Consider the following 24,734-nt stretch of genomic DNA (forward strand, 5'->3'; position numbering starts at 1 on the left):
GAGATGGCGTAATATTTTAATTAAGCACGTAATTTAACGTCGATAGCGTCCTGCGCACGACCACTGGCGCGCGGCGCGTCATGCGTGTGCTGGCGACCAGACACATCCAGAACTTCCTGGTTATTCACCAGCTCGCCTAAGGTAATATTGTTGAGAAAACCGGTCAGGCGATCGCTTAAATCACGCCACAGCGCATGGGTCAGGCATTTATCGCCGCCCTGGCAGCCGCCTTTGCCCTGGCAACGGGTCGCGTCAACGGATTCATCAACCGCGCTGATCACTTCGCCGACCGCGATACTGCCAGCATCTTTACCCAGCAGATAGCCGCCGCCCGGCCCGCGTACGCTGGAAACCAGACCGTTTTTACGTAAACGGGAAAATAGCTGTTCCAGATAAGAAAGGGAAATCCCCTGACGTTCAGAAATATCAGCCAACGGTACCGGGCCCGCTTCGGAGTTGAGCGCAACGTCTAACATTGCGGTCACGGCATAACGCCCTTTAGATGTCAGTCTCATGTCTTACTTAACCTCAAACTCGCCCCTGCCCGGGGTTTTTTATTGTAAAATGGGGGTATTGCATAGCAGGGACAAGTCTGACATTCCCGAGTAATTTGGTCAACTATTTACTTGAGTAAATTAGTCAGGTATTTAGCGTTCCGTGCGGTATTGACGCGGTTACTTGCCTTTATTCTGCTGCTCAATAGACGCCAGAATCCCACGCAGAATATTCAACTCCTGGCTTTCCGGGCGGGCGCGGGTAAACAGACGGCGCAATTTATTCATCACCTGCCCCGGATGGCTTTCGCGAATAAAGCCAGTGGAGAGCAACGTCTGCTCCAGATGGCCGTAGAAACGTTCAAGATCGTCCACCAGCGGATACGGCGTCTCTTCATGATCTGCCGCGTCGCCGTTTTCCTGCGTCGCCAGCCAGGCCATACGGACTTCATATGCGATGACCTGTACCGCCATCGCCAGATTCAACGAGCTGTACTCCGGGTTAGCGGCAATCGCGACGTGATAATGGCATTTTTGCAACTCATCGTTAGTCAGCCCGACACGCTCACGACCAAAAACCAGCGCAACCGGCGTATTTGCCGCTTCCGCCACGCTTTTTAAGCCGCACTCGCGCGGATCAAGCATCGGCCACGGCAGAGTGCGGGAACGGGCGCTGGTGCCGACCACCAGGCTACAGCCAGCCAACGCTTCATCCAGCGTATCGACGATCTGCGCATTACCGATCACATCGCTGGCGCCTGCCGCCAGGGCGATGGCCTGGGAGTCCGGTTTCACCAGCGGGTTTACCAGCCACAGGTTAGTTAAGCCCATGGTTTTCATAGCGCGAGCCACAGAGCCCATATTGCCGGTGTGGGAGGTTTCCACCAGCACAATTCGAATGTTTTGCAGCATTGTCTTTCTTCAGCTAAAGATTATTCTGACATCTTACCATAAAACCAAGACAGATTCCGATCTCGCTGCTATACTCTGCGCCGTTTTCCCGTTCTTTAACATCCAGTGAGAGAGACCGATGCATCCGATGCTGACCATCGCCGTGCGCGCAGCGCGCAAGGCGGGTAATGTAATTGCCAAAAACTATGAAACTCCGGACGCTGTAGAAGCGAGCCAAAAAGGCAGTAACGATTTTGTGACCAATGTGGATAAGGCCGCTGAAGCGGTAATTATCGACACCATTCGCAAATCTTACCCGCAACACACTATTATCACCGAAGAAAGCGGTGAGCACGTTGGCACAGATCAGGATGTTCAATGGGTTATCGATCCGCTGGATGGCACCACCAACTTCATCAAACGTCTGCCACACTTCTCTGTTTCCATTGCTGTACGCATTAAAGGCCGTACTGAAGTGGCTGTCGTTTACGATCCGATGCGTAACGAACTGTTCACCGCCACCCGCGGTCAGGGCGCGCAACTGAACGGCTACCGTCTGCGCGGCAGTACCGCTCGCGATCTGGACGGCACTATCCTCGCTACCGGCTTCCCGTTCAAAGCCAAACAATACGCGACCACCTACATTAATATTATCGGCAAGCTGTTCACCGAATGCGCCGATTTCCGCCGCACCGGTTCCGCCGCGCTGGATCTGGCCTATGTGGCTGCAGGTCGTGTCGATGGTTTCTTTGAAATTGGCCTTCGTCCATGGGATTTCGCCGCGGGTGAACTGCTGGTTCGTGAAGCGGGCGGTATCGTCAGCGATTTCACCGGCGGTCATAACTACATGATGACCGGTAATATCGTGGCGGGGAATCCGCGCGTCGTTAAAGCCATGCTGGCGAATATGCGCGACGAACTGAGCGATGCGCTGAAGCGCTAAGTCTCTTCGGCGGATGGGGCCACTCATCCGCCGTGCCTTTTCAGGCGTTTTTCCTAAACACAGCCTCATCGCTTTACTTGCCTGCATGTTTTTGTACGATCGCTCCCTGCTCCGCTATTGGCATAAAGCGGCAAGGAAGCGAACATGACCCTTCAACATACCCGACGCATCGTCAAATCCCTTTTTATTCTGTTTATCATTGTGGTCTGTATTTACCTGCTACCCCGCGTAGCGATCAATGCCTTTTATTACCCGGACAATAAAGTCTATGGGCCAACCCCTGCCGAAGCTGAATCCATTACCTTTACCGCCAAAGATGGCACGCATCTGCACGGCTGGTTTATTCCCACTGCTTTCGGCAGGCCGGAAAACGCCGTCGCGACGGTGATTCATGTCCATGGCAACGCCGGAAATATGTCGGCGCACTGGCCGTTAGTCAGTTGGCTGCCAGAACGCAACGTAAACCTGTTTATGTTTGATTACCGTGGTTTTGGCGAATCTGAGGGCACCCCATCACAAGAGGGGTTACAGGACGATACGAAAAGCGCGATAGATTATGTGCGGCATCGCGACGACGTTAATCCCGAGCGCCTGGTACTGCTGGGGCAGAGCCTGGGCGGCAATAATGTACTGGCCGCCGTAGGCCACTGCGTAGGCTGCGCAAATATGCGCTACGCCGACCAGGCGGGCATACGTGCGATTATCCTCGACTCAACGTTTTTATCCTATTCCTCCATCGCCAACCAGATGATCCCGGGCAGCGGCTATTTGCTTGATGACCGCTATAGCGCGGATCGCAATATCGCCAGCGTCAGCCCCATTCCGGTATTGATTCTTCATGGCACGGCAGACCATGTTATTCCCTGGCAGGACAGTGAGAAATTGTATGCCCTCGCCCAAGAGCCCAAACAAAAAATCTTCATTCCTGGCGGCGATCACATTGATGCTCTTTCCGGGCGTTATGAAAACCTTTACCGCGATGCAATGATTAATTTTATTCAGACCGCGCTATCCGCTAAATAGCGCGACGCTGTATATATGCATATTTTATGACTAAGAATATATTTATTATACCGATAGTAAAAACCATTTTTTCCCGTTAGCGAAGGCGGTGGATTAGCGCTAGCGTAACAGTAATATTCAACTGATTTTTATAACAATTTATTTTCATTTGTTTTTCCTGAATATTACTGTGGAGTATGTGATGGCTATCAAAATTACGCCTGACGAGTTTAGTTTGCTTATCCAGCGATTAAACAAAAAATGGCGCGTGTTTGCCCCGTCCGCAGAGTTTCGCGGCGGACGTTTTTCCGACACTGACAACATTATTTATCAACGAATTAGCGGCTGGCGCGATCTCATCTGGCACGAGAAATCGCACATGTCGCCGAATACCATTATTGCCCCTATCACCGAAACGCTCTTTTATTTCGATAAAGACACCATTCAAATTGCCGAGACAGACACCTCCCCGATAATCGTCTTTGCCCGCGCCTGCGACATTAACGCCATGTCGCGGCTGGATTATATGTATTTATCAAATGGGAATAATTCCGATTACAGTTATCAACTGCTACGGGAGCATATTCGTTTCGTCCTTATTGAGTGTGAAGAAAGCTTCGAAAATTGTTTCTGCGTCTCAATGGGTACTAATAAAACTGACTGTTATAGCGCCGCTATGCGTTTTAGCGATGAAGGCGCGCTTGTCAGCATCCGCGATCCCTTTATCGAGGCGGCGATACAAGGGCTGGGGCAGGAGGCTGACTATACCCCCTCTTTCGTCAGCGAAAACCGGGAAACCGTCGTCACGCCGGACAGCGTTTGCCGCGATCCGCAAAAAATTCGCGACATTCTCACCCGCCATCCGCTATGGGACGCTTACGACAGCCGCTGCATCAGTTGTGGCCGCTGCACTACCGGGTGCCCAACCTGTACCTGCTATAGCGTCTTTGACGTCGCCTATGATGAAAATCCGCAGCGCGGCGAACGCCGCCGCCAGTGGGCAAGCTGCATGGTGCCAGGCTTTAGCGACATGGCCGGCGGTCATGGTTTTCGCGAAAAACCCGGCGAGCGTCTGCGCTACCGCGCCCTGCATAAGGTCAATGACTACAAAGCGCGCAACGGCATTGAACATATGTGCGTCGGCTGCGGCCGCTGCGACGATCGCTGCCCACAATACATCAAATTTTCTTTGATTATCAATAAAATGACTGCTGCCGTTCGGCAGGCGCTGGCAGAGGAGGCATAACGCATGTCACATTGTTCCTGTCATGATAAACCGCAGCACAGTTTGCTGCCTGCGGCGTACCGCATCCTCAGTATTACTCGCCACACGCCGCTGGAGTGGAATTTCCGCGTGGCCGTCGATTTTCCCGCGCACTGGGGGCAATTTGTTGAGGTGTCGCTGCCGCGCGTCGGCGAAGCGCCCATCTCCGTTTCCGACTACGGCGACGGCTGGATAGATCTGCTGATTCGTAATGTCGGAAAAGTGACCAGCGCCCTCTTTACGCTGAAAGAAGGCGACAACGTGTGGCTACGCGGCTGCTATGGCAATGGCTATCCGGTCGATACGCTGCGCCATAAACCCTTACTGGTTGTCGCAGGCGGCACGGGCGTCGCGCCGGTGAAAGGCTTAATGCGCTATTTCGTTGAGAATCCGCAGGAAATTGGTCAACTGGATATGATTCTCGGCTATAAAAATCGCGATTGCGTGCTGTACAAAGAAGAAATGGCAACGTGGCGCGGCAAACATAATCTGGTGCTCACGCTGGATGAAGGCGAGGCTGATGACCGTTACCAGATTGGTCGGGTGACCGATCGGCTTGCCGACATGACGCTTAGCGATATCGACACCATGCAGGCCATCGTCGTTGGGCCGCCAATAATGATTACCTTTACCGTAAAAATGCTGCTGCAAAAAGGGCTCAAGCCGGAGCAAATCTGGGTGGACTACGAACGCCGGATGGCCTGCTCCGTCGGGAAGTGCGGCCACTGCCGTATGGGCGAAGTGTATGTCTGCACCGACGGCCCGATATTTAACTACGCCGTCGCGCAACGTTTTGCCGATTAAGGAGAACATCATGAGCATTGATATTGATATCATTAAAGCCCGTGCGAAAAACGAATATCGCCTGTCAAAAGTGCGCGGCGAAGCCATGATCAGCGTCCGCATTCCCGGCGGTATTTTGCCCGCGCATTTGCTAACGGTGGCGCGTGACATCGCCGAAACCTGGGGCAACGGACAAATTCACCTCACTACCCGCCAGAAGCTGGCGATGCCGGGTATCCGTTACGAAGATATCGACAACGTGAACGCCGCGCTGGAGCCGTTTCTTCGCGAGATTGAAATAGAACTGTGCGACGTCCAGGTTGAGGATACCAAAGCGGGCTATCTCGCTATTGGCGGGCGAAATATTGTCGCCTGTCAGGGGAACCGCATTTGCCAGAAAGCCAACACTGACACGACCGGTCTGTCCCGTCGTCTTGAAAAACTGGTCTATCCCAGCCCTTATCATCTCAAAACGGTCATCGTCGGCTGCCCGAATGACTGCGCGAAGGCGTCAATGGCCGATCTGGGGATTATTGGCGTGGCGAAAATGCGCTTCACTGCCGATCGCTGTATCGGTTGCGGCGCCTGCGTGAAGGCCTGTAGTCACCACGCGGTAGGCTGCCTGGCGCTGAAGAACGGCAAAGCGGTCAAAGAAGAGTCCGCCTGTATCGGCTGCGGCGAGTGCGTGCTGGCCTGTCCGACGCTGGCCTGGCAACGTAAGCCGGATCAGCTCTGGCAAGTCCGTCTGGGCGGACGCACCAGTAAAAAGACGCCGCGCGTCGGCAAGCTCTTCCTCAACTGGGTGACTGAAGATGTGATAAAGCAGGTGATCGTTAACCTGTATGAATTTGAAAAAGAGATGCTCGGCGGAAAACCGATCTATCTCCATATGGGCCATCTGATCGACAAAGGCGGCTACCTGCGTTTTAAAGAACGGGTACTGCGCGGCGTTCAGCTCAATCCGGAAGCGATGGTCGCCGAACGCATTTACTGGGCCGAAGACGAATCCGTCGCGCGGATGCATCTCAAACCCGCCGGGCACTAATCAACCACGCCATGGCCGCAGCCCGCCCACAGGCTGCGGCACGCTAAACCACATGACCAGCGCCGCGACAAGCAGTATGACCCCTCCGGCCAGCGCCAGCGTTGACCAGCCTACCTGCCGCCATAACGCCGGCGCTTTGTTTCCACTGAGCTTCACCGCCAGAGCACGAAAAGTGTGTACCAGCAGCGCCAGCGAGGTAATCGTTAGCGAGGTTCCCGCCGCCATCGCCAGTACCGACGCCATTCCCCAGCTAAAAACGCCAATCACTTTACTGAATAACAGCACCATTATCGCGCCGGAACAGGGCCGCATCCCCATAGACAGTACGATCATGAGTCGCGCGCGCCAGTCATCGCCGCTATGCAATTGTTCCTGCGTCGGTAAATGCTGATGTCCGCAGCCGCATTTTTCATGGTGAACATGGCGCGGCGTAAAAGCGATAAAGACAGGTTTACGTAGCAGCGCGCGTAACCTTTTTATGGCCCGCCAGCACAGCAAGATGCCCAGGCCGCCAACTAACGCATAGCTCCCCTTTTCCAGCCAGAAGCCGCTCAGATGGAGCTGCCTGGCCGGAAGTTGCAATACGGTCAGCACGCCCACCACCAACCCGATAGCCACGAACCCCTGTAATAACGCGGCGGCGAGGGTTAACACGATACTCGATTTCAGCTTCGAAGGATGCGTCGCCAGCCATGTCGCGATCACCACTTTGCCGTGTCCCGGCCCCAGCGCATGAAGCACGCCATACATAAAACTCAGCAGAAGCAACGATCTGCCCGCCCGCTCAGGATGCGTCGACACCGCGTTAAGCAGCGCGCTCAACTGCTGATTTACGTCCCGCTGCCAAAGAGCGCTTTTCAACATCACCTGCGGCCAGGCCTGCCATATCCACAGACCGCCAACCAGCATCAGCAGCAGGAATAACGCCAATGGCCACAGCGAGAGCCAGCGCCACCCCGGAGTGCGTTGAGAAAAAATTACTGACATTGCAAGGTCACCGTTTGGGCAAACTGTTTACCTAAATCCATATCCTCCGGCGGCGCGTCCTCTTTATCCAGCGACTGGGCGAAACGTAGCGTCTCTTCGCCGGGCGCAGGAGTATAAACCTGAATCCGACACTTTTCGCGCAGCGGTTCCGGCATCGTGATATCGCTGTCCTGGTCATAATGCATATCGACATAATAAGAGGGATCAAACGTTGAAAAGGTATAAGTCTGTCCGCTTAACGGCTGCGGTTCAGCCAGCGGTAGCGTAAAGGTCAATACCGCCTGATGCACGTCACGCGTCATACCGTATTCTGTCGGCCTGTTTTTAAACTTCACTTTCGCGCCATTGCGCCACACTTCTGTAAAGTAGTGCTGCCCAAGTACGTTAGCCATCACTTCCGCCGCCAACTTTTTCCATATTTCTGACCCCGGAGCCGCGTTTCCGGCGTCATACAGCAGATCTGCGGATGTCAGCGCGTCCATTGTCCAGCGCATTTTTAACGCCACAAATTGCTCATTTTCACTGACCACCTGCGTTTGCAGACGGATGAAGCTGTGCGGATGCGCCGCCGCCACGAAAGATAAAACGGCAAGAAATAGTGTTAAGGCGCTGCGTTTCACTGACTTCATCTGTTCCTCGCGATAAAAATTCTGTGACGCTCCTCAGCATTCCTGACCTAAAAGCACGCTTATCACATTTTTCACACGCAAACTTTAGCTATCCTTACCAGACAAACTAACGGGAGACCTGACAGATGATGCCGACAATTGCCCCACCATCTGTACTTTCCGCTCCCCAGCGCCGCTGTCAGGTATTGCTGACGCTTTTCCAGCCGGAGCCAATTGCCACGGTGGAAATCTTCAGCGCGCTTAATGGCGTTGATGATGATACTGCCCGTGAGGATATCACTGAGACAAGCCTGGAGATCCAGCGCTATCATCGCCTTGCCATCACAACATGCCAGAACGGTTGCTATCGGATCGAAGGTACAGCACTCGATCAGCGCCTTTGCCTTTTACACTGGCTCAGGCGCGGCCTGCGTTTATGCCCGACCTTCGTCACGCAACAGTTTACCCCGGCCTTAAAAAACGCGCTAAAGCAGCGCGGTATCGCGCGTCCGCTGTATGACGATATTAATCTGCACGCGCTCATCAATCTGTGCGCCCGCCGGTTGCAAAAACCATTTGAACATCGCGACGTGCAGTTCCTGCGTCTCTTTTTACAGTATTGTCTGCTACAACACCATGCTGGCATCACCCCGGAATTCAACCCTGTACAGCAGATTTGGGCGCAGTCGTGCGCGGAATATCCACTCGCCCAGGAAATTGGTCGTCACTGGCAGCGCCACGTGATGCAGGCCGCACCGCTCAATGAAGCGCTGTTTATGGCGTTACTGTTTTCAATGATTCGCCTCCCCGACCCGATTCGCGACACGCATCAACGGGCGCAGCAACTGCGACTGGAGGTGGCGCGGCTGGTGCTGCGCTTTCAAGAAAAAGGGAACGTACGCTTCAGCGACGAACAAGGGCTTAACGATCAGCTGTATGTCCATCTCGCCCAGGCGCTGAACCGAAGTTTATTCACGATTGGCATCGATAATACGCTTCCGGAAGAGTTTAACCGTCTTTATCCGCGTCTGGTTCGCACCACACGTGAGGCGCTCGCCGGGTTTGAAGCCGAATATGGTGTCCACTTTTCCGAGGAAGAGACGGGGCTGGTGGCAGTGATTTTCGGCGCCTGGCTGATGCAGGATAACGATTTGCATGAGAGACAGATCGTATTGTTAGCGGATAAAAATGATGCGCTGGAGACGCATATTGAGCAGCAACTGCGTGAACTGACCCTATTGCCGCTGAATATCAGACGGATATCGCTCCAGGCGTTTCAAAAAGAGGGATGCCCGCGCGGCGTAGCGCTGATTGTTACCCCTTACGCCACGCCGCTACCGCTCTTCTCACCGCCGTTAATTCATGCGGATCGCGCCCTCACAGAGCACCAACAGCAGCAGATCCGCAAGATCCTGGAATCATGACGCGGCAACCACTTTGGGCCGAAGAAAGATAGCGGGCAATGCCACCAGCGCCATAATCCAGAATACGCCGCCGCCCAGATGTTGATACAGAAAACCGGCAAATACTGTCATAATCGCGATGCTGCCGCCCATCGCCACAGCGGAATAGACGGCCTGCAAACGAATCACCTCGCTTCCCTGACGCGCAGCGATATAACGCATGGCGGCCAGATGGCAAACGGTAAACGTGCCACAGTGCAGGATTTGTATCACAATCAGCCACGGCAGCGCCGTACTCCAGCCCATCAGCCCCCAGCGTACCACCCCGCACACAGCAGAAAGCAATAGCAAGTCGCGGGCGCTAAACCGGCGGAATAGCTTTTTACTCAGGGCGAAAATGATCACTTCCGCCACCACGCCCAACGACCATAAATAGCCGACCGCCGATGCTGAATAGCCAGCCCCCTGCCAGTAGATGGCGCTAAAACCATAGTAGGCGGCGTGCGCCCCTTGCAGCAAACAGACGCAGGCCAGAAAACGCCAACTTTGTGCCACCAGCGTACGCCAGGCGGGCCAGCCTGCGCTCTCCTGCTGACGGCTTTCCCCTTGCGGCGGCACGCTGGGACGTAACAACATACCCAGCAACATCGAGGCGACGCCGAGCGTCAGTAGCGCCAGAATCGCCTGGTAATCGTATAAACTCACCAGCTTACCGGTCAGCGCCGACCCTATCACGAAGGCGATGGACCCCCACAGCCGCACCCGACCATAGTCCAGGGTAATTTGCTTTTGCCAGGTATTGGCCAGCGCATCGGTCAGCGGCACCAGTGGTGAAAAGAAGAGGTTAAACCCAACCATCACCACCATTAGCCACGCGACATGCGTTCCTGCCCAAAATGCCAGCGCAAATACCAGCGTCAGCAATGCCAGTACGCGCAGCGCGGAGATCAACCGCGAAGGATCGCTTACGCGAGGCGCAATGAGCAGACTACCGAGAAAACGCGCGACCAGACCCACGCCCAGCAGAAGACCGATGGTTTCCGGCGTTAGCCCAAGACCTTTGAGCCAGACGCTCCAGAAGGGCAGAAAAATACCGTAACTAAAGAAGTAGGTGAAATAACTGAGCGCCAGCCAGCGCGTGGAATGCAATGCCATGATTCCCTCCCGTTTGGAGGCGATAGTCTGGCGGTAAACGGTTGCGCTGGCAAGGGTAACATAAGATTAACAAGCGGAGGGAGAAGTTCAAACGGCAACGCCGCCGGATAATGACTTCCGGCGGCGTCACGTTATGGCGCATAAGTAATGCCCGACAGACGCAGCGCCATCGGGCCATTTTCACAACATAAGCGCTTACGCGTAAACCGGGAAGCGGGCGCAGATATCCAGTACTTTCGCTTTCACGCGTTCAATGGTGGCTTCATCATTGATGTTGTCCAGCACGTCGCACATCCAGCCAGCCAGCTCTTTCACTTCCGCTTCTTTGAAGCCGCGACGAGTAACCGCCGGGGAACCGATACGGATACCGGAGGTCACGAACGGGCTCTTCGGATCGTTCGGCACGCTGTTTTTGTTCACGGTGATGTTAGCACGGCCCAGCGCGGCGTCAGCTTCTTTACCGGTCAGGTTTTTATCCACCAGGTCCAGCAGGAACAGGTGGTTCTCAGTGCCGCCAGACACCACTTTGTAGCCGCGGTTCAGGAACACTTCTACCATCGCTTTGGCGTTTTTCGCCACCTGCTGCTGGTAAACTTTGAACTCCGGCTCCATCGCTTCTTTCAGTGCTACCGCTTTACCCGCGATCACGTGCATCAGCGGGCCGCCCTGCGCGCTTGGGAAGACGGCGGAGTTCAGTTTTTTATACAGCTCTTCATCGCCGCCCTTCGCCAGGATCAGGCCGCCGCGCGGACCCGCCAGGGTTTTGTGGGTGGTGGTGGTGACCACATGCGCATGGGGAACCGGGTTCGGGTAAACGCCTGCGGCAATCAGGCCCGCCACGTGCGCCATGTCGACAAACAGGTATGCGCCGATGCTGTCAGCGATTTCACGCATTTTTGCCCAGTCAACCACGCCGGAGTAGGCAGAGAAGCCACCGATAATCATCTTCGGCTTGTGCTCTTTGGCCAGCTTCGCCATCTCGTCATAGTCAATTTTACCGGACTCATCGATACCGTAAGGTACGATGTTGTACAGTTTACCGGAGAAGTTAACCGGGGAGCCGTGAGTCAGGTGACCACCCTGCGCCAGGTTCATACCCAGAACGGTATCGCCCGGCTGCAGCAGCGCGGTGTAAACAGCGAAGTTAGCCTGAGAACCGGAGTGCGGCTGCACGTTAGCGTAGTCAGCGCCGAACAGTTCTTTCGCGCGGTCGATAGCCAGCTGCTCTACGACATCAACGTATTCGCAACCGCCGTAGTAGCGCTTGCCCGGATAACCTTCAGCGTATTTGTTGGTCAGCTGAGACCCCTGCGCCTGCATCACGCGCGGGCTGGTGTAGTTTTCGGAGGCGATCAGTTCGATGTGCTCTTCCTGACGTACTTTTTCCTGCTCCATAGCCTGCCACAATTCGGCATCATAATCGGCAATGTTCATTTCACGCTTTAACATCCGCATCTCCTGACTCAGCTAACAATAAAATTTGTGCCTGAAAAGGCAGTCCGTGGGACTTCGGCCAACAGTATAACCGAATCATTCTTCGATAACAGGTCTTGACAAAGGTTTTTACGCAAACGATTACCTATGCGTCAGATAAGGGTTTCCTGAACGAGAGCCTGACGAATTTCAACGGATTTCTTTTCAGCTTTGTGATGCAGATTTTTCACGTTGTTACCTCCATAAAGTAAGGCAGAGAAGATCCATTTACAATGCAAGGGTATTTTTATAAGATGCATTTGATATACATCATTAGATTTTCACATAAAGGAAGCACGTATGCTTGACGCACAAACCATCGCTACAGTAAAGGCCACCATTCCCCTGCTGGTTGAAACAGGACCGAAACTGACCGCCCACTTCTACGACCGTATGTTTACGCATAATCCGGAGCTCAAAGAAATCTTCAATATGAGCAACCAGCGTAACGGCGATCAGCGCGAAGCCCTGTTTAATGCTATCGCGGCCTACGCCAGCAATATCGAAAATTTACCGGCGTTGCTGCCGGCGGTAGAAAAAATCGCGCAGAAGCACACCAGCTTCCAGATTAAGCCGGAGCAGTACAACATCGTCGGGACGCATCTGCTGGCGACGCTGGACGAAATGTTCAACCCGGGCCAGGAGGTGCTGGACGCGTGGGGAAAAGCCTATGGCGTACTGGCTAACGTCTTTATTCATCGGGAAGCCGAGATTTATCACGAGAACGCCAGCAAAGACGGCGGCTGGGAAGGCACGCGCCCCTTCCGCATCGTTGCAAAAACCCCGCGTAGCGCACTGATCACCAGCTTTGAGTTTGAACCAGTCGACGGCGGTACGGTGGCGGAATACCGCCCCGGGCAGTATCTGGGTGTCTGGCTGAAGCCGGAAGGTTTTGCGCATCAGGAGATCCGCCAATATTCACTGACCCGTAAACCCGATGGCAAAGGGTACCGTATTGCCGTGAAGCGTGAAGACGGCGGCCAGGTATCAAACTGGTTACACCACCACGCCAGCGTGGGCGATGTGGTACATCTGGCTGCGCCGGCAGGTGACTTCTTTATGAATGTCGCCGCTGATACCCCCGTTTCGCTGATTTCCGCTGGCGTCGGCCAGACGCCGATGTTGGCGATGCTCGATACGCTGGCGAAAGAACAGCATACCGCGCAGGTGAACTGGTTCCATGCGGCGGAGAACGGCGACGTTCATGCGTTTGCCGACGAAGTAAGCGAGCTGGGCCGTACACTGCCACGTTTCACTGCCCATACCTGGTACCGCGAACCGACCGAGGCCGATCGCGCCCAACGCGTCTTTGACAGCGAAGGGCTGATGGATTTAAGCAAACTGGAAGCCGCAATCAGCGATCCGGCAATGCAGTTCTATCTTTGCGGCCCGGTAGGCTTTATGCAGTTTGCCGCAAAACAACTGGTTTCCCTTGGCGTGAATAACGAAAACATTCATTACGAATGCTTCGGCCCGCATAAAGTGCTGTAATTGCAAGAAATCCGCTGAAAAAACGGGCGTTATCGTTAAGGCGAACGCCCGTTTTCCTTCCCGCCCCCTGCTTATTGCGCTGCTTTTTATGCCTTTCTTTTACAAAAAAGGGGAATAAAAAAAGTCTGTGCAAATCGTGTTATTATTAACGTTTGACTTAGCTCGTTAGGGCATCTTTTTATGCAGCAACCTGTTGTACGCATTGGAGAGTGGCTGGTTACACCTTCTGTTAATCAGATCAGTCGTCAGGGACGCCAGATTACTCTTGAACCACGGCTGATCGATCTTCTGATGTATTTTGCGCATCACCCGGATGAAGTGTTAAGCCGGGATAACATTATTGATCATGTCTGGATGCGCACCATCGTGACCAACCATGTTGTCACCCAAAGCATTTCTGAACTACGCAAATCATTAAGAGATGGCGGAGACAGCAATGCTGAATACATTGTTACCGTACCTAAACGCGGCTATAAGCTGACGGCGCCGGTTATCTGGTGCGAAGAAAATAGCGATGAGATCGATAATTCATCAACGTCGCCGCCGCCGCCGATCGCAGCAACGAATGCAGAACCAGCAGAGGGGGCTACTGCCGCTACGCCTGTGCCGCCCGCCTCTTTGCAAACGCCGACTAAAAAGGCGAAAAAGCCGCGTATCGCCGCTTTCTGGACGTGGGTAATGTTCCTACTCTCGCTGGCGACGCTGGTGGTGTTTATCGTGATGTCGGTGGTAGATCATAATGCCGCGGTAACAAAAACGCGGTTATTACTTAACCCACGAGATATAGATGTTCGTTTTGAAGGCGGCAATTCCTGTAATAACTGGGTCTCGCAGGAGTCCTACGCCATCGGTCTGGGCGGCTTAATCACCGACCTGCTGAACACCTACTCGACCTTTATGGTGCACGATAAAACTAATTACCGGGTCAATGAGCCAAGCAGCTCCGGTAAGACGTTAACCATTCAGTTTGTCAATCAGCGCCACTATCGGGCGCAGCAGTGCTTTATGTCTGTGGTGCTCATTGATAACGCCGATGGTTCAACCATGCTGGATAAGCGTTATTTCGTCACCAATACTAACCAGTTGTCCATCCAGGATGATCTGTTTAATAGCCTGTCTTTCGTTTTAACACAGCCCTGGCCTAATCGTATGCGAGAACAACTGGCCCTGTTCAGAACGCCGCAAAATACCGCGCTGATGCGTTTTTATGAGGCGCGCCAGCTTATTCTGAGCGGCGATGCGCAGGCGCTAGGTAAAGCCAGCGATATTCTGAATGGCATTATTAAGGAAACGCCTGATTTCAACTATGCCTATGAATATAAAGTGCTGGTAGATGTATTACGGCAATCACAGCAGCCGTTTGATAAAGAACAAGTGGCTGCGCTGAACGAAGAGTTTAAAAAAATAGATCAAATTCCGGGCGTTGAGAAAACGTCTGTTTATTATAAAATCAAGACCGTTGATCTGTTAGGCAAAGGTGATATCGATGCAGCGTATGAGGAAATCAATAAAAGCATCGAGCTTGAAATGTCGTGGTTTAACTATGTCCTGTTGGGGAAAGTTTACGAAATGAAAGGTGAGAATCGTCTGGCCGCTGATGCCTATCTGACCGCCTTTAATTTACGTCCAGGTGAAAACACTCTGTACTGGATCGAGAACGGCGTATTTCAGACATCCGTTCAGAAAATTGTCCCTTATCTGAATAGTTTTCTGGCAGAAGATTAAATTTAACGCTGAACCATGACAAATAAAAGCGAAAAGATATTAAATTTTTCGCTTTTATTTTGTGAAAAACATGTTGCCAAAAATAGCTTATGTTAATTTTGGCAACATATTCATCGCAAAGAAATGTAAATATAACCCCTTGTAATTAAACGATGTTTATCCTTTCATGATATTTTTCATGATATTTATATGTTAATTCAAAAAAATCAATCTATCAGTTTTTTCATGTTTGTGTTTATTTCACTTTTTCTTTAGGACTTATCTCAACCCATTCGTTAATCTTGTCGACAGTTGAACGGGCACGCAGCATATATGAAGCATAAGCCCGGTTCTTAAAAATACAGCTCAGGAGAAATGAACATGAGTTCTGTCAAAAAGATCGGGCTATTTGCCTGTACTGGCGTCGTTGCCGGTAATATGATGGGGAGCGGGATTGCATTATTACCCGCCAACCTTGCCAGTATTGGTGGCATTGCCATCTGGGGCTGGGTAATTTCTATTATTGGGGCAATGTCGCTGGCTTATGTTTATGCGAGGCTGGCAACCAAAAACCCTCAACAGGGTGGCCCTATCGCTTATGCTGGGGAAATATCTCCGGCGTTTGGTTTCCAGACCGGTGTTCTTTATTATCACGCAAACTGGATTGGTAACTTAGCCATCGGCATTACCGCTGTTTCTTATCTTTCTACATTCTTCCCGGCATTAAATAATCCAATACCGGCAGGTATTGCCTGTATTGCTATCGTCTGGCTGTTCACCTTTATTAATATGCTGGGCGGGGCCTGGGTCAGCCGCTTAACAACGATTGGCCTATTCCTGGTGCTGATCCCGGTAGTCTTGACCGCAGTCGCCGGCTGGCATTGGTTCGATATCGCGACCTATCACGCGAACTGGAACACGTCTACGACGACCGACTCTCACGCCATTGTTAAAAGTATTCTGCTCTGCCTGTGGGCGTTCGTTGGCGTTGAGTCTGCCGCCGTCAGCACCGGCATGGTGAAAAACCCGAAACGCACCGTACCTCTGGCAACCATGCTGGGTACCGCGCTGGCAGGCATCATCTATATCGCTGCGACTCAGGTTATCGCCGGGATGTTCCCAGCTTCCGTTATGGCCTCTTCCGGCGCGCCGTTCGCTATCAGTACCTCCACGATTCTGGGTGGCTGGGCTGCGCCGCTGGTTTCCGCCTTTACCGCTTTCGCCTGCCTGACGTCTCTGGGCTCCTGGATGATGCTGGTCGGCCAGGCTGGGGTTCGCGCCGCCAACGACGGCAACTTCCCGAAAATTTACGGTGAAATGGATAAAAACGGTATTCCGAAAAAAGGTCTGCTGTTGGCTGCGGTGAAAATGACGGCGCTGATGATTCTGATCACCATCATGAACTCCAGCGGCGGTAAAGCGTCCGACCTGTTCGGCGAACTGACCGGGATTGCCGTACTGCTTACCATGCTGCCGTACTTCTACTCCTGTGTTGACCTGATTCGCTTCGAAGGGTTCAACATCCGTAACTCGGTAAGCCTGATTTGTTCTGTACTGGGCTGCGCATTTTGCTTCATCGCACTGATGGGCGCCAGCTCCTTCGAACTCTCCGGCACCTTTATCGTCAGTCTGATCATCCTGATGTTCTACGGTCGCAAAATGCACCAGCGCCAGAACAACGACAGCGACAACAATACGGCTGAAGCGCTTTAACCGCTAACTCCTTTTTCTCAAAGCCCCTTTCGTCACCTGCTATAGCGTAGCGGGAGGGGCCCACTTTACCAGGAACAAGACTATGAACGTTATTGCTATCATGAACCACATGGGCGTCTACTTTAAAGAAGAGCCTATTCGTGAACTGCATCGTGCACTGGAAGGTTTAAATTTCCGTATCGTCTATCCAAACGACCGAGAAGACCTGCTGAAGCTGATTGAAAATAACTCCCGCCTTTGCGGCGTCATTTTCGACTGGGATAAATATAACCTTGAGCTTTGCGAAGAGATTAGCAAGCTGAACGAGTATATGCCGCTGTACGCCTTCGCCAACAGCTACTCTACGCTGGACGTCAGCCTCAACGATCTGAGAATGCAGGTTCGCTTCTTTGAATATGCTTTAGGCGCCGCAGCCGATATCGCGGCGAAAATTCGCCAGAATACCGATGAATACATCGACAATATTCTGCCGCCGCTGACAAAAGCGTTGTTCAAATATGTGCGCGAAGGGAAATATACTTTCTGTACGCCTGGCCACATGGGCGGGACCGCTTTCCAGAAAAGCCCCGTCGGCAGCATCTTTTATGATTTCTTCGGCCCGAACACGATGAAATCCGATATTTCGATTTCCGTTTCCGAACTGGGTTCGCTGCTGGACCACTCCGGCCCGCATAAAGAAGCGGAAGAGTATATCGCCCGCGTCTTTAACGCCGAACGTAGCTACATGGTGACGAACGGCACCTCTACGGCGAACAAAATCGTCGGTATGTACTCCGCGCCGGCAGGCAGCACGGTACTGATTGACCGTAACTGCCATAAATCGCTGACCCATCTGATGATGATGAGCGACATTACGCCGATTTATTTCCGCCCAACCCGTAACGCCTACGGTATTCTTGGCGGTATTCCGCAAAGCGAGTTCCAGCACGCCACTATCGCTAAACGGGTAAAAGAGACGCCTAACGCAACCTGGCCGGTCCATGCTGTTATTACTAACTCAACCTATGACGGTTTGTTGTATAACACTGACTACATCAAGAAAACTCTGGATGTGAAGTCCATTCATTTTGACTCCGCCTGGGTGCCTTATACCAATTTCTCCCCTATTTATCAGGGTAAATGCGGTATGAGCGGCGACCGTGTAGAAGGCAAAATCATTTATGAAACCCAGTCCACGCATAAACTGCTGGCGGCGTTTTCACAGGCATCCATGATTCATGTTAAAGGCGACATTAACGAAGAAACCTTTAACGAAGCCTACATGATGCATACCACCACTTCTCCGCACTACGGTATCGTAGCGTCTACTGAAACCGCAGCGGCGATGATGAAAGGTAATGCGGGTAAACGCCTGATTAACGGTTCTATTGAACGTGCGATTAAATTCCGTAAAGAAATTAAACGCCTGAAAAGCGAATCCGACGGCTGGTTCTTTGACGTATGGCAGCCGGAACATATCGATGGGGCTGAGTGCTGGCCGCTGCGTTCAGATAGCGCATGGCATGGCTTCAAAAATATCGATAACGAACACATGTACCTCGACCCGATCAAAGTCACTATCCTGACGCCGGGGATGAAAAAAGACGGTACGATGGATGAGTTCGGTATTCCGGCAAGTCTGGTCGCCAAATATCTCGATGAACGTGGCATCATCGTAGAAAAAACCGGTCCATACAACCTGCTGTTCCTGTTCAGCATTGGTATCGACAAAACCAAAGCTCTGAGCCTGCTGCGCGCGCTCACTGAATTTAAACGCGCCTTTGACCTGAACCTGCGCGTCAAAAACATTCTGCCGGCACTGTACCGCGAAGCGCCTGAGTTTTATGAAAATATGCGCATCCAGGAACTGGCGCAGAATATTCATAAACTGGTCGAACATCATAATCTGCCGGACTTAATGTACCGTGCGTTTGAAGTGCTGCCGAAAATGGTGATGACGCCGTATACTGCGTTCCAGAAAGAGCTGCATGGCGAAACGGAAGAGGTGTATCTTGAAGAGATGGTTGGTCGCGTCAACGCCAACATGATCCTTCCTTACCCTCCGGGAGTGCCGCTGGTGATGCCAGGTGAAATGATCACCGAGGAAAGCCGTCCGGTACTGGAATTCCTGCAAATGCTGTGCGAAATCGGCGCCCACTATCCGGGCTTCGAAACCGATATCCACGGCGCCTATCGTCAGGCAGACGGACGTTACACCGTTAAGGTGCTGAAAGAAAATACGAAATAAGTACCAAAGGGAAGTGGCTTGCCACTTCCCTTTTTTCACGCAGCAAGGAGACTTTATGAAAACACCCTCACAACCGCGCGCGATTTTTTACATCGTGGCGATTCAAATTTGGGAATACTTCAGCTTTTACGGCATGCGTGCCTTACTCATCCTTTATCTTACCCACCAGCTTGGTTTTAATGACAGCCACGCGATCAACCTCTTCAGCGCCTACGCCTCTTTAGTTTACGTTACCCCTATTCTTGGCGGCTGGCTTGCCGACCGCCTGCTTGGCAACCGCGTGGCGGTTATCACCGGCGCCTTATTGATGACGCTGGGTCATGTGGTATTGGGCTTAGAATCTGATTCAACGCTGAGTTTATATGCGGCGCTGGCCATTATTATCTGCGGCTACGGCTTGTTTAAATCCAATATTAGCTGTCTGCTGGGCGAACTTTACGCCCCTGATGACAACCGCCGCGACGGGGGATTCTCGCTGCTCTACGCCGCCGGGAATATTGGATCGATAGCCGCGCCGATCGCCTGTGGTCTGGCGGCGCAGTGGTATGGCTGGCATGTCGGCTTTGCGCTGGCGGGCGTGGGAATGTTCATCGGCCTGCTCATCTTTTTAAGCGGTCATCGCCACTTTCAGCAGACGCGCGGTGTTAATCGCCCCGCGCTGCGGGCGGTTAAATTCGCCCTTCCAACCTGGGGTTGGCTGGTATTAATGCTGTGTATCGCGCCGGTATTCTTCACCCTCCTGCTGGAAAATAACTGGTCTGGCTATGTGCTGGCCATTGTCTGCGTCTTCGCGGCGCAACTTATCGCCCGTATTATGGTTAAATTTCCCGAACACCGTCGCGCCTTGTGGCAAATCGTTCTGTTAATGATCACCGGCACTCTCTTCTGGGTTCTGGCGCAGCAGGGCGGAAGTTCGATCAGTTTATTCATCGACCGTTTTGTCAACCGCCACTGGCTGAACATGACCGTCCCCACCGCATTGTTCCAGTCGGTCAATGCGATTGCGGTGATGGCGGCGGGCGTGGTGCTGGCGTGGCTGAGCAGCCCGAAAGAGAGCGCCCGCTCGGTGCTGCGCGTCTGGCTTAAATTTGCCGTGGGGCTGGTATTAATGGGCGGCGGTTTTATGCTGCTGGCGCTAAACGCGCATCAGGCCCGGTTAGACGGGCAGGCATCAATGGGAATGATGATCGCAGGGCTGGCGCTGATGGGCTTTGCGGAGCTGTTTATTGATCCGGTCGCGATGGCGCAAATTACCCGCCTCAACCTGCCTGGCGTCACGGGCGTGCTGACCGGTATTTATATGCTGGCGACCGGCGCGGTCGCTAACTGGCTGGCTGGCGTCGTCGCGCAACAAACCACGGAATCGCAAATTAGTGATACGGCGGTAGCCGCCTACGGACACTTTTTCTCGCAAATGGGCGAGTGGACGCTAAGTTGCGTGGCGCTGATCGTCGCCATTGTCGGCCTGAGATGGATTTGCACCCGGACTACATCGGCGCTACCGCAGGGCGATTAAACGGTGGTTCGCTGCCCACAAGGAGGAGACGGGCAGCGAATCGGCACATCAGATAGCCGCGTCGTCTTCTTCGCCAGTACGGATACGAATAACGCGGGCGACATCAAAGACAAAGATCTTACCATCGCCGATTTTCCCCGTCTGCGCGGTACGAATGATGGTGTCAACACAGGTATCCACGATGTCGTCAGGCACAACGATTTCAATTTTTACCTTCGGCAGAAAATCCACCATATATTCCGCGCCGCGATACAGCTCGGTGTGGCCTTTTTGACGGCCAAAGCCTTTGACTTCAGTGACCGTCATGCCGGTAATACCTACCTCGGCCAGCGCTTCACGGACATCGTCCAGCTTGAAGGGTTTAATAATCGCATCAATCTTTTTCATGCTATTCCTTGAAAAGGTCGCCTGTGTTTTGATCGGTTAAACGTAACATATTTCGCGCTACTTTACGGCATGAAAACTACTCTTTGAAATCATTCGCATCCAGTTCGTGACGGGAGAGTAGCTTATAGAATTCCGTGCGGTTGCGCCCCGCCATCCTTGCCGCGTGCGTCACGTTACCTTTGGTAATTTGCAGTAACTTGCGCAGATAGTTCAGTTCAAATTGGTTTCGCGCTTCGGCAAAAGTTGGCAGCGCGGTGTTTTCGCCTTCCAGCGCCTGTTCGACCAACGCATCGCTGATCACCGGCGAAGAGGTTAACGCCACGCATTGTTCAATGACGTTGACCAGTTGGCGCACGTTGCCCGGCCAGCTTGCCGTCATCAGCCGTTTCATTGCATCAGTAGAAAAGGCGCGAACAAACGGTTTATGCCGCTGTGCCGACTGTCTGAGCAGATGATTAGCCAGCAGCGGAATATCTTCGGTACGCTCCGCCAGCGCCGGAATTTTCAGACTCACGACATTCAGCCGGTAGTACAAATCTTCACGAAATTCGCCCCGCGCCATCGCCTTCGGCAGATCGCGGTGCGTCGCGGAAATAATTCGCACGTCTATATCAATATCGCGATTGCTGCCCAGCGGCCTGACTTTGCGCTCCTGTAACACCCGCAGCAGCTTCACCTGTAACGGCGCGGGCATATCGCCAATTTCATCCAGAAATAGCGTGCCGCCTTCCGCCGCCTGGAACAACCCTTCACGATTGCTCACTGCGCCGGTAAAGGCGCCGCGCGCATGGCCGAATAATTCGGACTCCAGCAACTGTTCCGGCAACGCGCCGCAGTTGATGGCGACAAACGGCTTGTTATTGCGCGGGCTGGCATTATGAATCGCCTGTGCGAAAATCTCTTTTCCGGTACCGCTTTGTCCGTTAATCAATACGCTGACATCCGACTGCGCGACCATGCGCGCCTGTTCAAGCAGTCGCAGCATCAGCGGGCTACGGGTAACGATAGCGTTGCGCCAGCTATCGTCCGTCGCGGGAGCGGACTGCTCCAGCGCTTCATCTATCGCTTTATATAACGCGTCTCTGTCGATCGGCTTCGTCAAAAAGCTGAATACGCCTTTCTGGGTAGCGGCCACCGCATCCGGAATAGAACCATGCGCCGTCAGAATGATAACCGGCATTCCCGGCTGTACTTTCTGAATTTCTGTGAACAGTTGCATACCATCCATTTCGTCCATGCGCAGGTCGCTTATTACCAAATCCACTTTTTCCCGATGCAGTACCCGCAGTCCTTCCTGGCCGCTCTCTGCGGTCACGACGCTGTATCCTTCACTGGTCAGGCGCATACCGAGCAATTTCAGTAATCCGGGATCGTCATCGACCAGCAACAGGTGCGCCGGTTTACGGCTTATCATGGCGTTACCTCATCTTGTGACGGCGACGGCGCCGCGCCATCTTCAGACGTCGCGGGTTTGTCATTGGTATGCGGCGTATCGGCGTTGTAATTCCCTGCCGGTTTTCGTGTCGAAAGCTGGCGCTCAATATCGGTTAAACTCTCCAGCTTACGGGTGGTAAGATCGAGCTGCGTTTGCAAGGCCTGTTGCTGCTGGCGCAGCGCATCCAGCTCACTATCTGACGTTTGCTGGAGTTTGCTATAACGCTGACGTTCGGCAGAAAGCGCTAATTGCAGCGCCTGACCGTCATGCCAGATTTGGTAGACGGGCCGTACCTGAGCCGGTATTTGCGCGCTTAACGCCTCCAGACGGGTCACTATGGCGCGCCGCTCCGGCGGCGTAATTTTTGCATCCGCCAGTAAGATCCCGCGCCTGAAGGCATTCTGCCAGTTATCATCCGTCAACGCGCGCGCCTCTGCGCGCGACTGAACCGGCATCAGACGATCGGCGCAGTCAATCGTGCGTAGCCAGTACAGCGGATTCGTCTCCACCGCCTGCCCGCGTAGCGACCAGATATCCGCGCACGCCGTCGGGAGATAATCCGCCAGTTGATAATGGGGGAGCGTGTCCTGCGCTGCGCTACCGGGCAGTTGCTGTGAAGCATGGGGAACACATGCGGTCAGCGCCAGACACGATATGCCCACCGGTATTCCCCACCGCAAAAGGCATCGTTTAATAGTTTGGACTAAAACGTGTGACATACGCACCAGGCTTAAATTCATATTAGTGTTTGTCAGATGCAGGCAATGGCAGCGAGATGCGAAAACAGACTTCCTGCGCTTTGTCATCCACCAGTTGGATCTCTCCCTGCATTCGGCGAATACAATCTCTGGCGATACTCAGCCCTAACCCACTGCCTTTTACCGCCCCTTTTCGCTGGTGGCTTCCCTGGAAAAAAGGCTCAAAAATCATTTCTCTTTCGGTTTGCGGAATCGGTTCGCCGCTATTAACCACATCGATATAAACCGTGGAGCCCTGAGAGCGACTACGGATACAAATGTTACCGGATTCAGCGCCATAGTGCACCGCGTTGGAATAGAGATTATCCAGCACGCTCATCAGCAACATGGGCTCTGCTATGCAGCGTTCGGCCTTCAGGTCGACATCGGTATGCATCATTTTAGCGCGGGCAGGCAAACTGTGGGCGGAAACCACCATATCCACAAGCGGCGCGATATCGACCGATTCCAGCTCTGTGGCACTGTCTACCAGTTTCCGGTTGTAATCAAGCAATTGCTCAATCAATTTTTGTAAATTACGACTGCTGTCATCCAGAATATCGACCACCTCTTTTTGCTCCGGCGTCAGCGGCCCAACCACCTGATCGGCCAGCAGCTCTGTCCCCTCGCGCATACTAGCCAGCGGAGTTTTCAGCTCATGGGACAAGTGACGTAGAAACTGATGGCGCTGGGATTCCAGCCACGCCAGACGCTCACTCAGCCAGATAATGCGCTGCCCCACCGATCGTAATTCACGCGGACCGGTAAAGGTGACGGTATTCCCCAAAGAACGGCCTTCGCCCAGGCGATTAATCATCCGTTCAATTCCTTTCACCGGCCCGATAATCATGCGGGTAAAAAGTAGCACCATCGCCAGGCTCACCAGAAATAGCACCAGCGCCTGCCAGCCGAAAAATTGTCCGCGCTCGGCGATTTCTTGTTGTAACTGCTGCCCGCGCGAGTAAACCACAGTACGCGTCGCCTGCACCATTTCCGTATTAGCGTTGGCAAAGGCCTCCAGACGCGCGGCCGCTGCCGCTTCCGGGCCGCTATCTTTACACTGCAATTGCGCCAGCGCGTTTAAATCCTGGCGTAACGCCTGATACAACTTATCATCCGGCAAGACGCCGGCATGGGCGTCCAGCATATCGCTATAGCGCTTACGCTGGCTTTGATACACTTTTGCCAGCGTCGGATCGTCAAGCACGCAATACTGTCGGTAGCTTCGCTCCATCTCCAGCGCGACGTTGGTCATCGCCTCGCTGCGCCGGGCGTCAATAAGCGTGCTGCGGTTAGTCACCGCAGCCTGATCGCTTAACGCGTTAAGGCTTTGCCACGCCTGCCAGGCCAGAACCAGCAACGGCAGCAGGATCAGCAAAAAGGCCAGCATGACCAATTGTCGTAAAGAACGGGGGAAAACAGACCAGCGCTTCAACGTGTCGCTCACATAAAAGAAGAATAAAAAAGATGCTAACC

At 53.2% G+C, this 24,734-nt stretch carries 21 protein-coding genes; 11 read left to right on the forward strand and 10 right to left on the reverse strand.

Going from position 1 to position 24,734, the window contains the following annotated elements; all coding sequences use genetic code 11:
- Positions 1–20: 20 nt before the first annotated feature.
- Positions 21–515: a Fe-S cluster assembly transcriptional regulator IscR gene (gene iscR / locus J4645_RS18005; protein WP_001241346.1), complete on the reverse strand. Its 495-nt coding sequence runs from the start codon at positions 513–515 to the stop codon at positions 21–23.
- 159 nt (positions 516–674) lie between these two features.
- Positions 675–1,406 carry a tRNA (cytosine(32)/uridine(32)-2'-O)-methyltransferase TrmJ gene (trmJ, locus tag J4645_RS18010; protein WP_000940033.1) on the reverse strand — a complete coding sequence of 244 codons (732 nt, stop codon included), beginning with the start codon at positions 1,404–1,406 and terminating at the stop codon, positions 675–677.
- A gap of 118 nt (positions 1,407–1,524) precedes the next feature.
- Between trmJ and suhB the strand changes: the two genes are divergently transcribed.
- From suhB to asrC, 5 genes are all read left to right on the forward strand, one after another.
- Positions 1,525–2,328 (forward strand): inositol-1-monophosphatase, encoded by an 804-nt coding sequence (gene suhB, locus J4645_RS18015; RefSeq protein WP_000553473.1) that lies wholly within the window; start codon positions 1,525–1,527, stop codon positions 2,326–2,328.
- 144 nt (positions 2,329–2,472) lie between these two features.
- Entirely contained in the window at positions 2,473–3,351 is an 879-nt protein-coding gene (locus tag J4645_RS18020) for an alpha/beta hydrolase (protein ID WP_000174950.1), read from the forward strand.
- A gap of 181 nt (positions 3,352–3,532) precedes the next feature.
- On the forward strand, positions 3,533–4,576 hold the full coding sequence (gene asrA / locus J4645_RS18025) for an anaerobic sulfite reductase subunit AsrA (protein WP_000985214.1): 1,044 nt from the start codon (positions 3,533–3,535) through the stop codon (positions 4,574–4,576).
- Between the two features lie 3 nt (positions 4,577–4,579).
- Entirely contained in the window at positions 4,580–5,398 is an 819-nt protein-coding gene (gene asrB, locus J4645_RS18030; RefSeq protein ID WP_000017587.1) for an anaerobic sulfite reductase subunit AsrB, read from the forward strand.
- A gap of 10 nt (positions 5,399–5,408) precedes the next feature.
- On the forward strand, positions 5,409–6,422 hold the full coding sequence (asrC, locus tag J4645_RS18035) for a sulfite reductase subunit C (protein WP_000020685.1): 1,014 nt from the start codon (positions 5,409–5,411) through the stop codon (positions 6,420–6,422).
- Here the strand turns inward: asrC and J4645_RS18040 are convergent, their stop codons facing one another.
- Both J4645_RS18040 and J4645_RS18045 read right to left on the reverse strand, forming a co-directional pair.
- Positions 6,423–7,409, reverse strand: a complete 987-nt coding sequence (locus J4645_RS18040) for a nickel/cobalt transporter (RefSeq protein WP_000111031.1) — start codon at positions 7,407–7,409, stop codon at positions 6,423–6,425.
- Positions 7,400–8,038: a DUF1007 family protein gene (locus J4645_RS18045; RefSeq protein WP_000843763.1), complete on the reverse strand. Its 639-nt coding sequence runs from the start codon at positions 8,036–8,038 to the stop codon at positions 7,400–7,402. Before J4645_RS18045 ends, J4645_RS18040 begins: the two co-directional genes overlap by 10 nt.
- A 125-nt stretch (positions 8,039–8,163) precedes the next feature.
- Here J4645_RS18045 and csiE point away from each other — a divergent pair, with 125 nt between their 5' ends.
- Complete coding sequence (gene csiE / locus J4645_RS18050) at positions 8,164–9,441, forward strand: stationary phase inducible protein CsiE (RefSeq protein WP_023214579.1); 1,278 nt, start codon at positions 8,164–8,166, stop codon at positions 9,439–9,441.
- On the opposite strand, the gene J4645_RS18055 is transcribed toward csiE, so the two are convergent.
- Entirely contained in the window at positions 9,436–10,575 is a 1,140-nt protein-coding gene (locus J4645_RS18055) for a 3-phenylpropionate MFS transporter (RefSeq protein WP_001173729.1), read from the reverse strand. The genes csiE and J4645_RS18055 overlap by 6 nt on opposite strands.
- A gap of 195 nt (positions 10,576–10,770) precedes the next feature.
- The gene (gene glyA / locus J4645_RS18060; protein WP_000919178.1) at positions 10,771–12,024 is read right to left on the reverse strand and encodes a serine hydroxymethyltransferase; all 1,254 of its coding nucleotides are present in this window, start codon (positions 12,022–12,024) and stop codon (positions 10,771–10,773) included.
- 324 nt (positions 12,025–12,348) lie between these two features.
- On the opposite strand from glyA, the gene hmpA reads away from it, so the two are divergent.
- From hmpA to dtpD, 5 genes are all read left to right on the forward strand, one after another.
- Positions 12,349–13,539 carry an NO-inducible flavohemoprotein gene (hmpA, locus tag J4645_RS18065; RefSeq protein WP_000883147.1) on the forward strand — a complete coding sequence of 397 codons (1,191 nt, stop codon included), beginning with the start codon at positions 12,349–12,351 and terminating at the stop codon, positions 13,537–13,539.
- A 180-nt stretch (positions 13,540–13,719) separates the two neighbouring features.
- Complete coding sequence (cadC, locus tag J4645_RS18070) at positions 13,720–15,264, forward strand: lysine decarboxylation/transport transcriptional activator CadC (RefSeq protein ID WP_001187142.1); 1,545 nt, start codon at positions 13,720–13,722, stop codon at positions 15,262–15,264.
- A gap of 360 nt (positions 15,265–15,624) precedes the next feature.
- Complete coding sequence (cadB, locus tag J4645_RS18075) at positions 15,625–16,956, forward strand: cadaverine/lysine antiporter (RefSeq protein ID WP_000100008.1); 1,332 nt, start codon at positions 15,625–15,627, stop codon at positions 16,954–16,956.
- A gap of 82 nt (positions 16,957–17,038) precedes the next feature.
- Positions 17,039–19,183 (forward strand): lysine decarboxylase CadA, encoded by a 2,145-nt coding sequence (cadA, locus tag J4645_RS18080; RefSeq protein ID WP_001100652.1) that lies wholly within the window; start codon positions 17,039–17,041, stop codon positions 19,181–19,183.
- 55 nt (positions 19,184–19,238) lie between these two features.
- Positions 19,239–20,699, forward strand: a complete 1,461-nt coding sequence (gene dtpD / locus J4645_RS18085) for a dipeptide permease DtpD (RefSeq protein ID WP_023214580.1) — start codon at positions 19,239–19,241, stop codon at positions 20,697–20,699.
- A gap of 48 nt (positions 20,700–20,747) precedes the next feature.
- On the opposite strand, the gene glnB is transcribed toward dtpD, so the two are convergent.
- The 4 genes from glnB to qseE form a co-directional block, all read right to left on the reverse strand.
- Positions 20,748–21,086 (reverse strand): nitrogen regulatory protein P-II, encoded by a 339-nt coding sequence (glnB, locus tag J4645_RS18090; protein WP_000717694.1) that lies wholly within the window; start codon positions 21,084–21,086, stop codon positions 20,748–20,750.
- 76 nt (positions 21,087–21,162) lie between these two features.
- The gene (gene glrR / locus J4645_RS18095) at positions 21,163–22,497 is read right to left on the reverse strand and encodes a two-component system response regulator GlrR (RefSeq protein ID WP_024131152.1); all 1,335 of its coding nucleotides are present in this window, start codon (positions 22,495–22,497) and stop codon (positions 21,163–21,165) included.
- Entirely contained in the window at positions 22,497–23,261 is a 765-nt protein-coding gene (qseG, locus tag J4645_RS18100) for a two-component system QseEF-associated lipoprotein QseG (protein ID WP_076727016.1), read from the reverse strand. The genes glrR and qseG overlap by 1 nt, the downstream gene beginning before the upstream one ends.
- 1 nt (position 23,262) lies before the next feature.
- On the reverse strand, positions 23,263–24,693 hold the full coding sequence (qseE, locus tag J4645_RS18105; protein ID WP_023231178.1) for a two component system sensor histidine kinase QseE/GlrK: 1,431 nt from the start codon (positions 24,691–24,693) through the stop codon (positions 23,263–23,265).
- Positions 24,694–24,734: the final 41 nt, after the last annotated feature.

Origin of the sequence: Salmonella sp. 32082101201600294FB01SM01 (assembly GCF_017572865.1) — a bacterium.
Classification (GTDB): Bacteria; Pseudomonadota; Gammaproteobacteria; order Enterobacterales; family Enterobacteriaceae; genus Salmonella; species Salmonella enterica.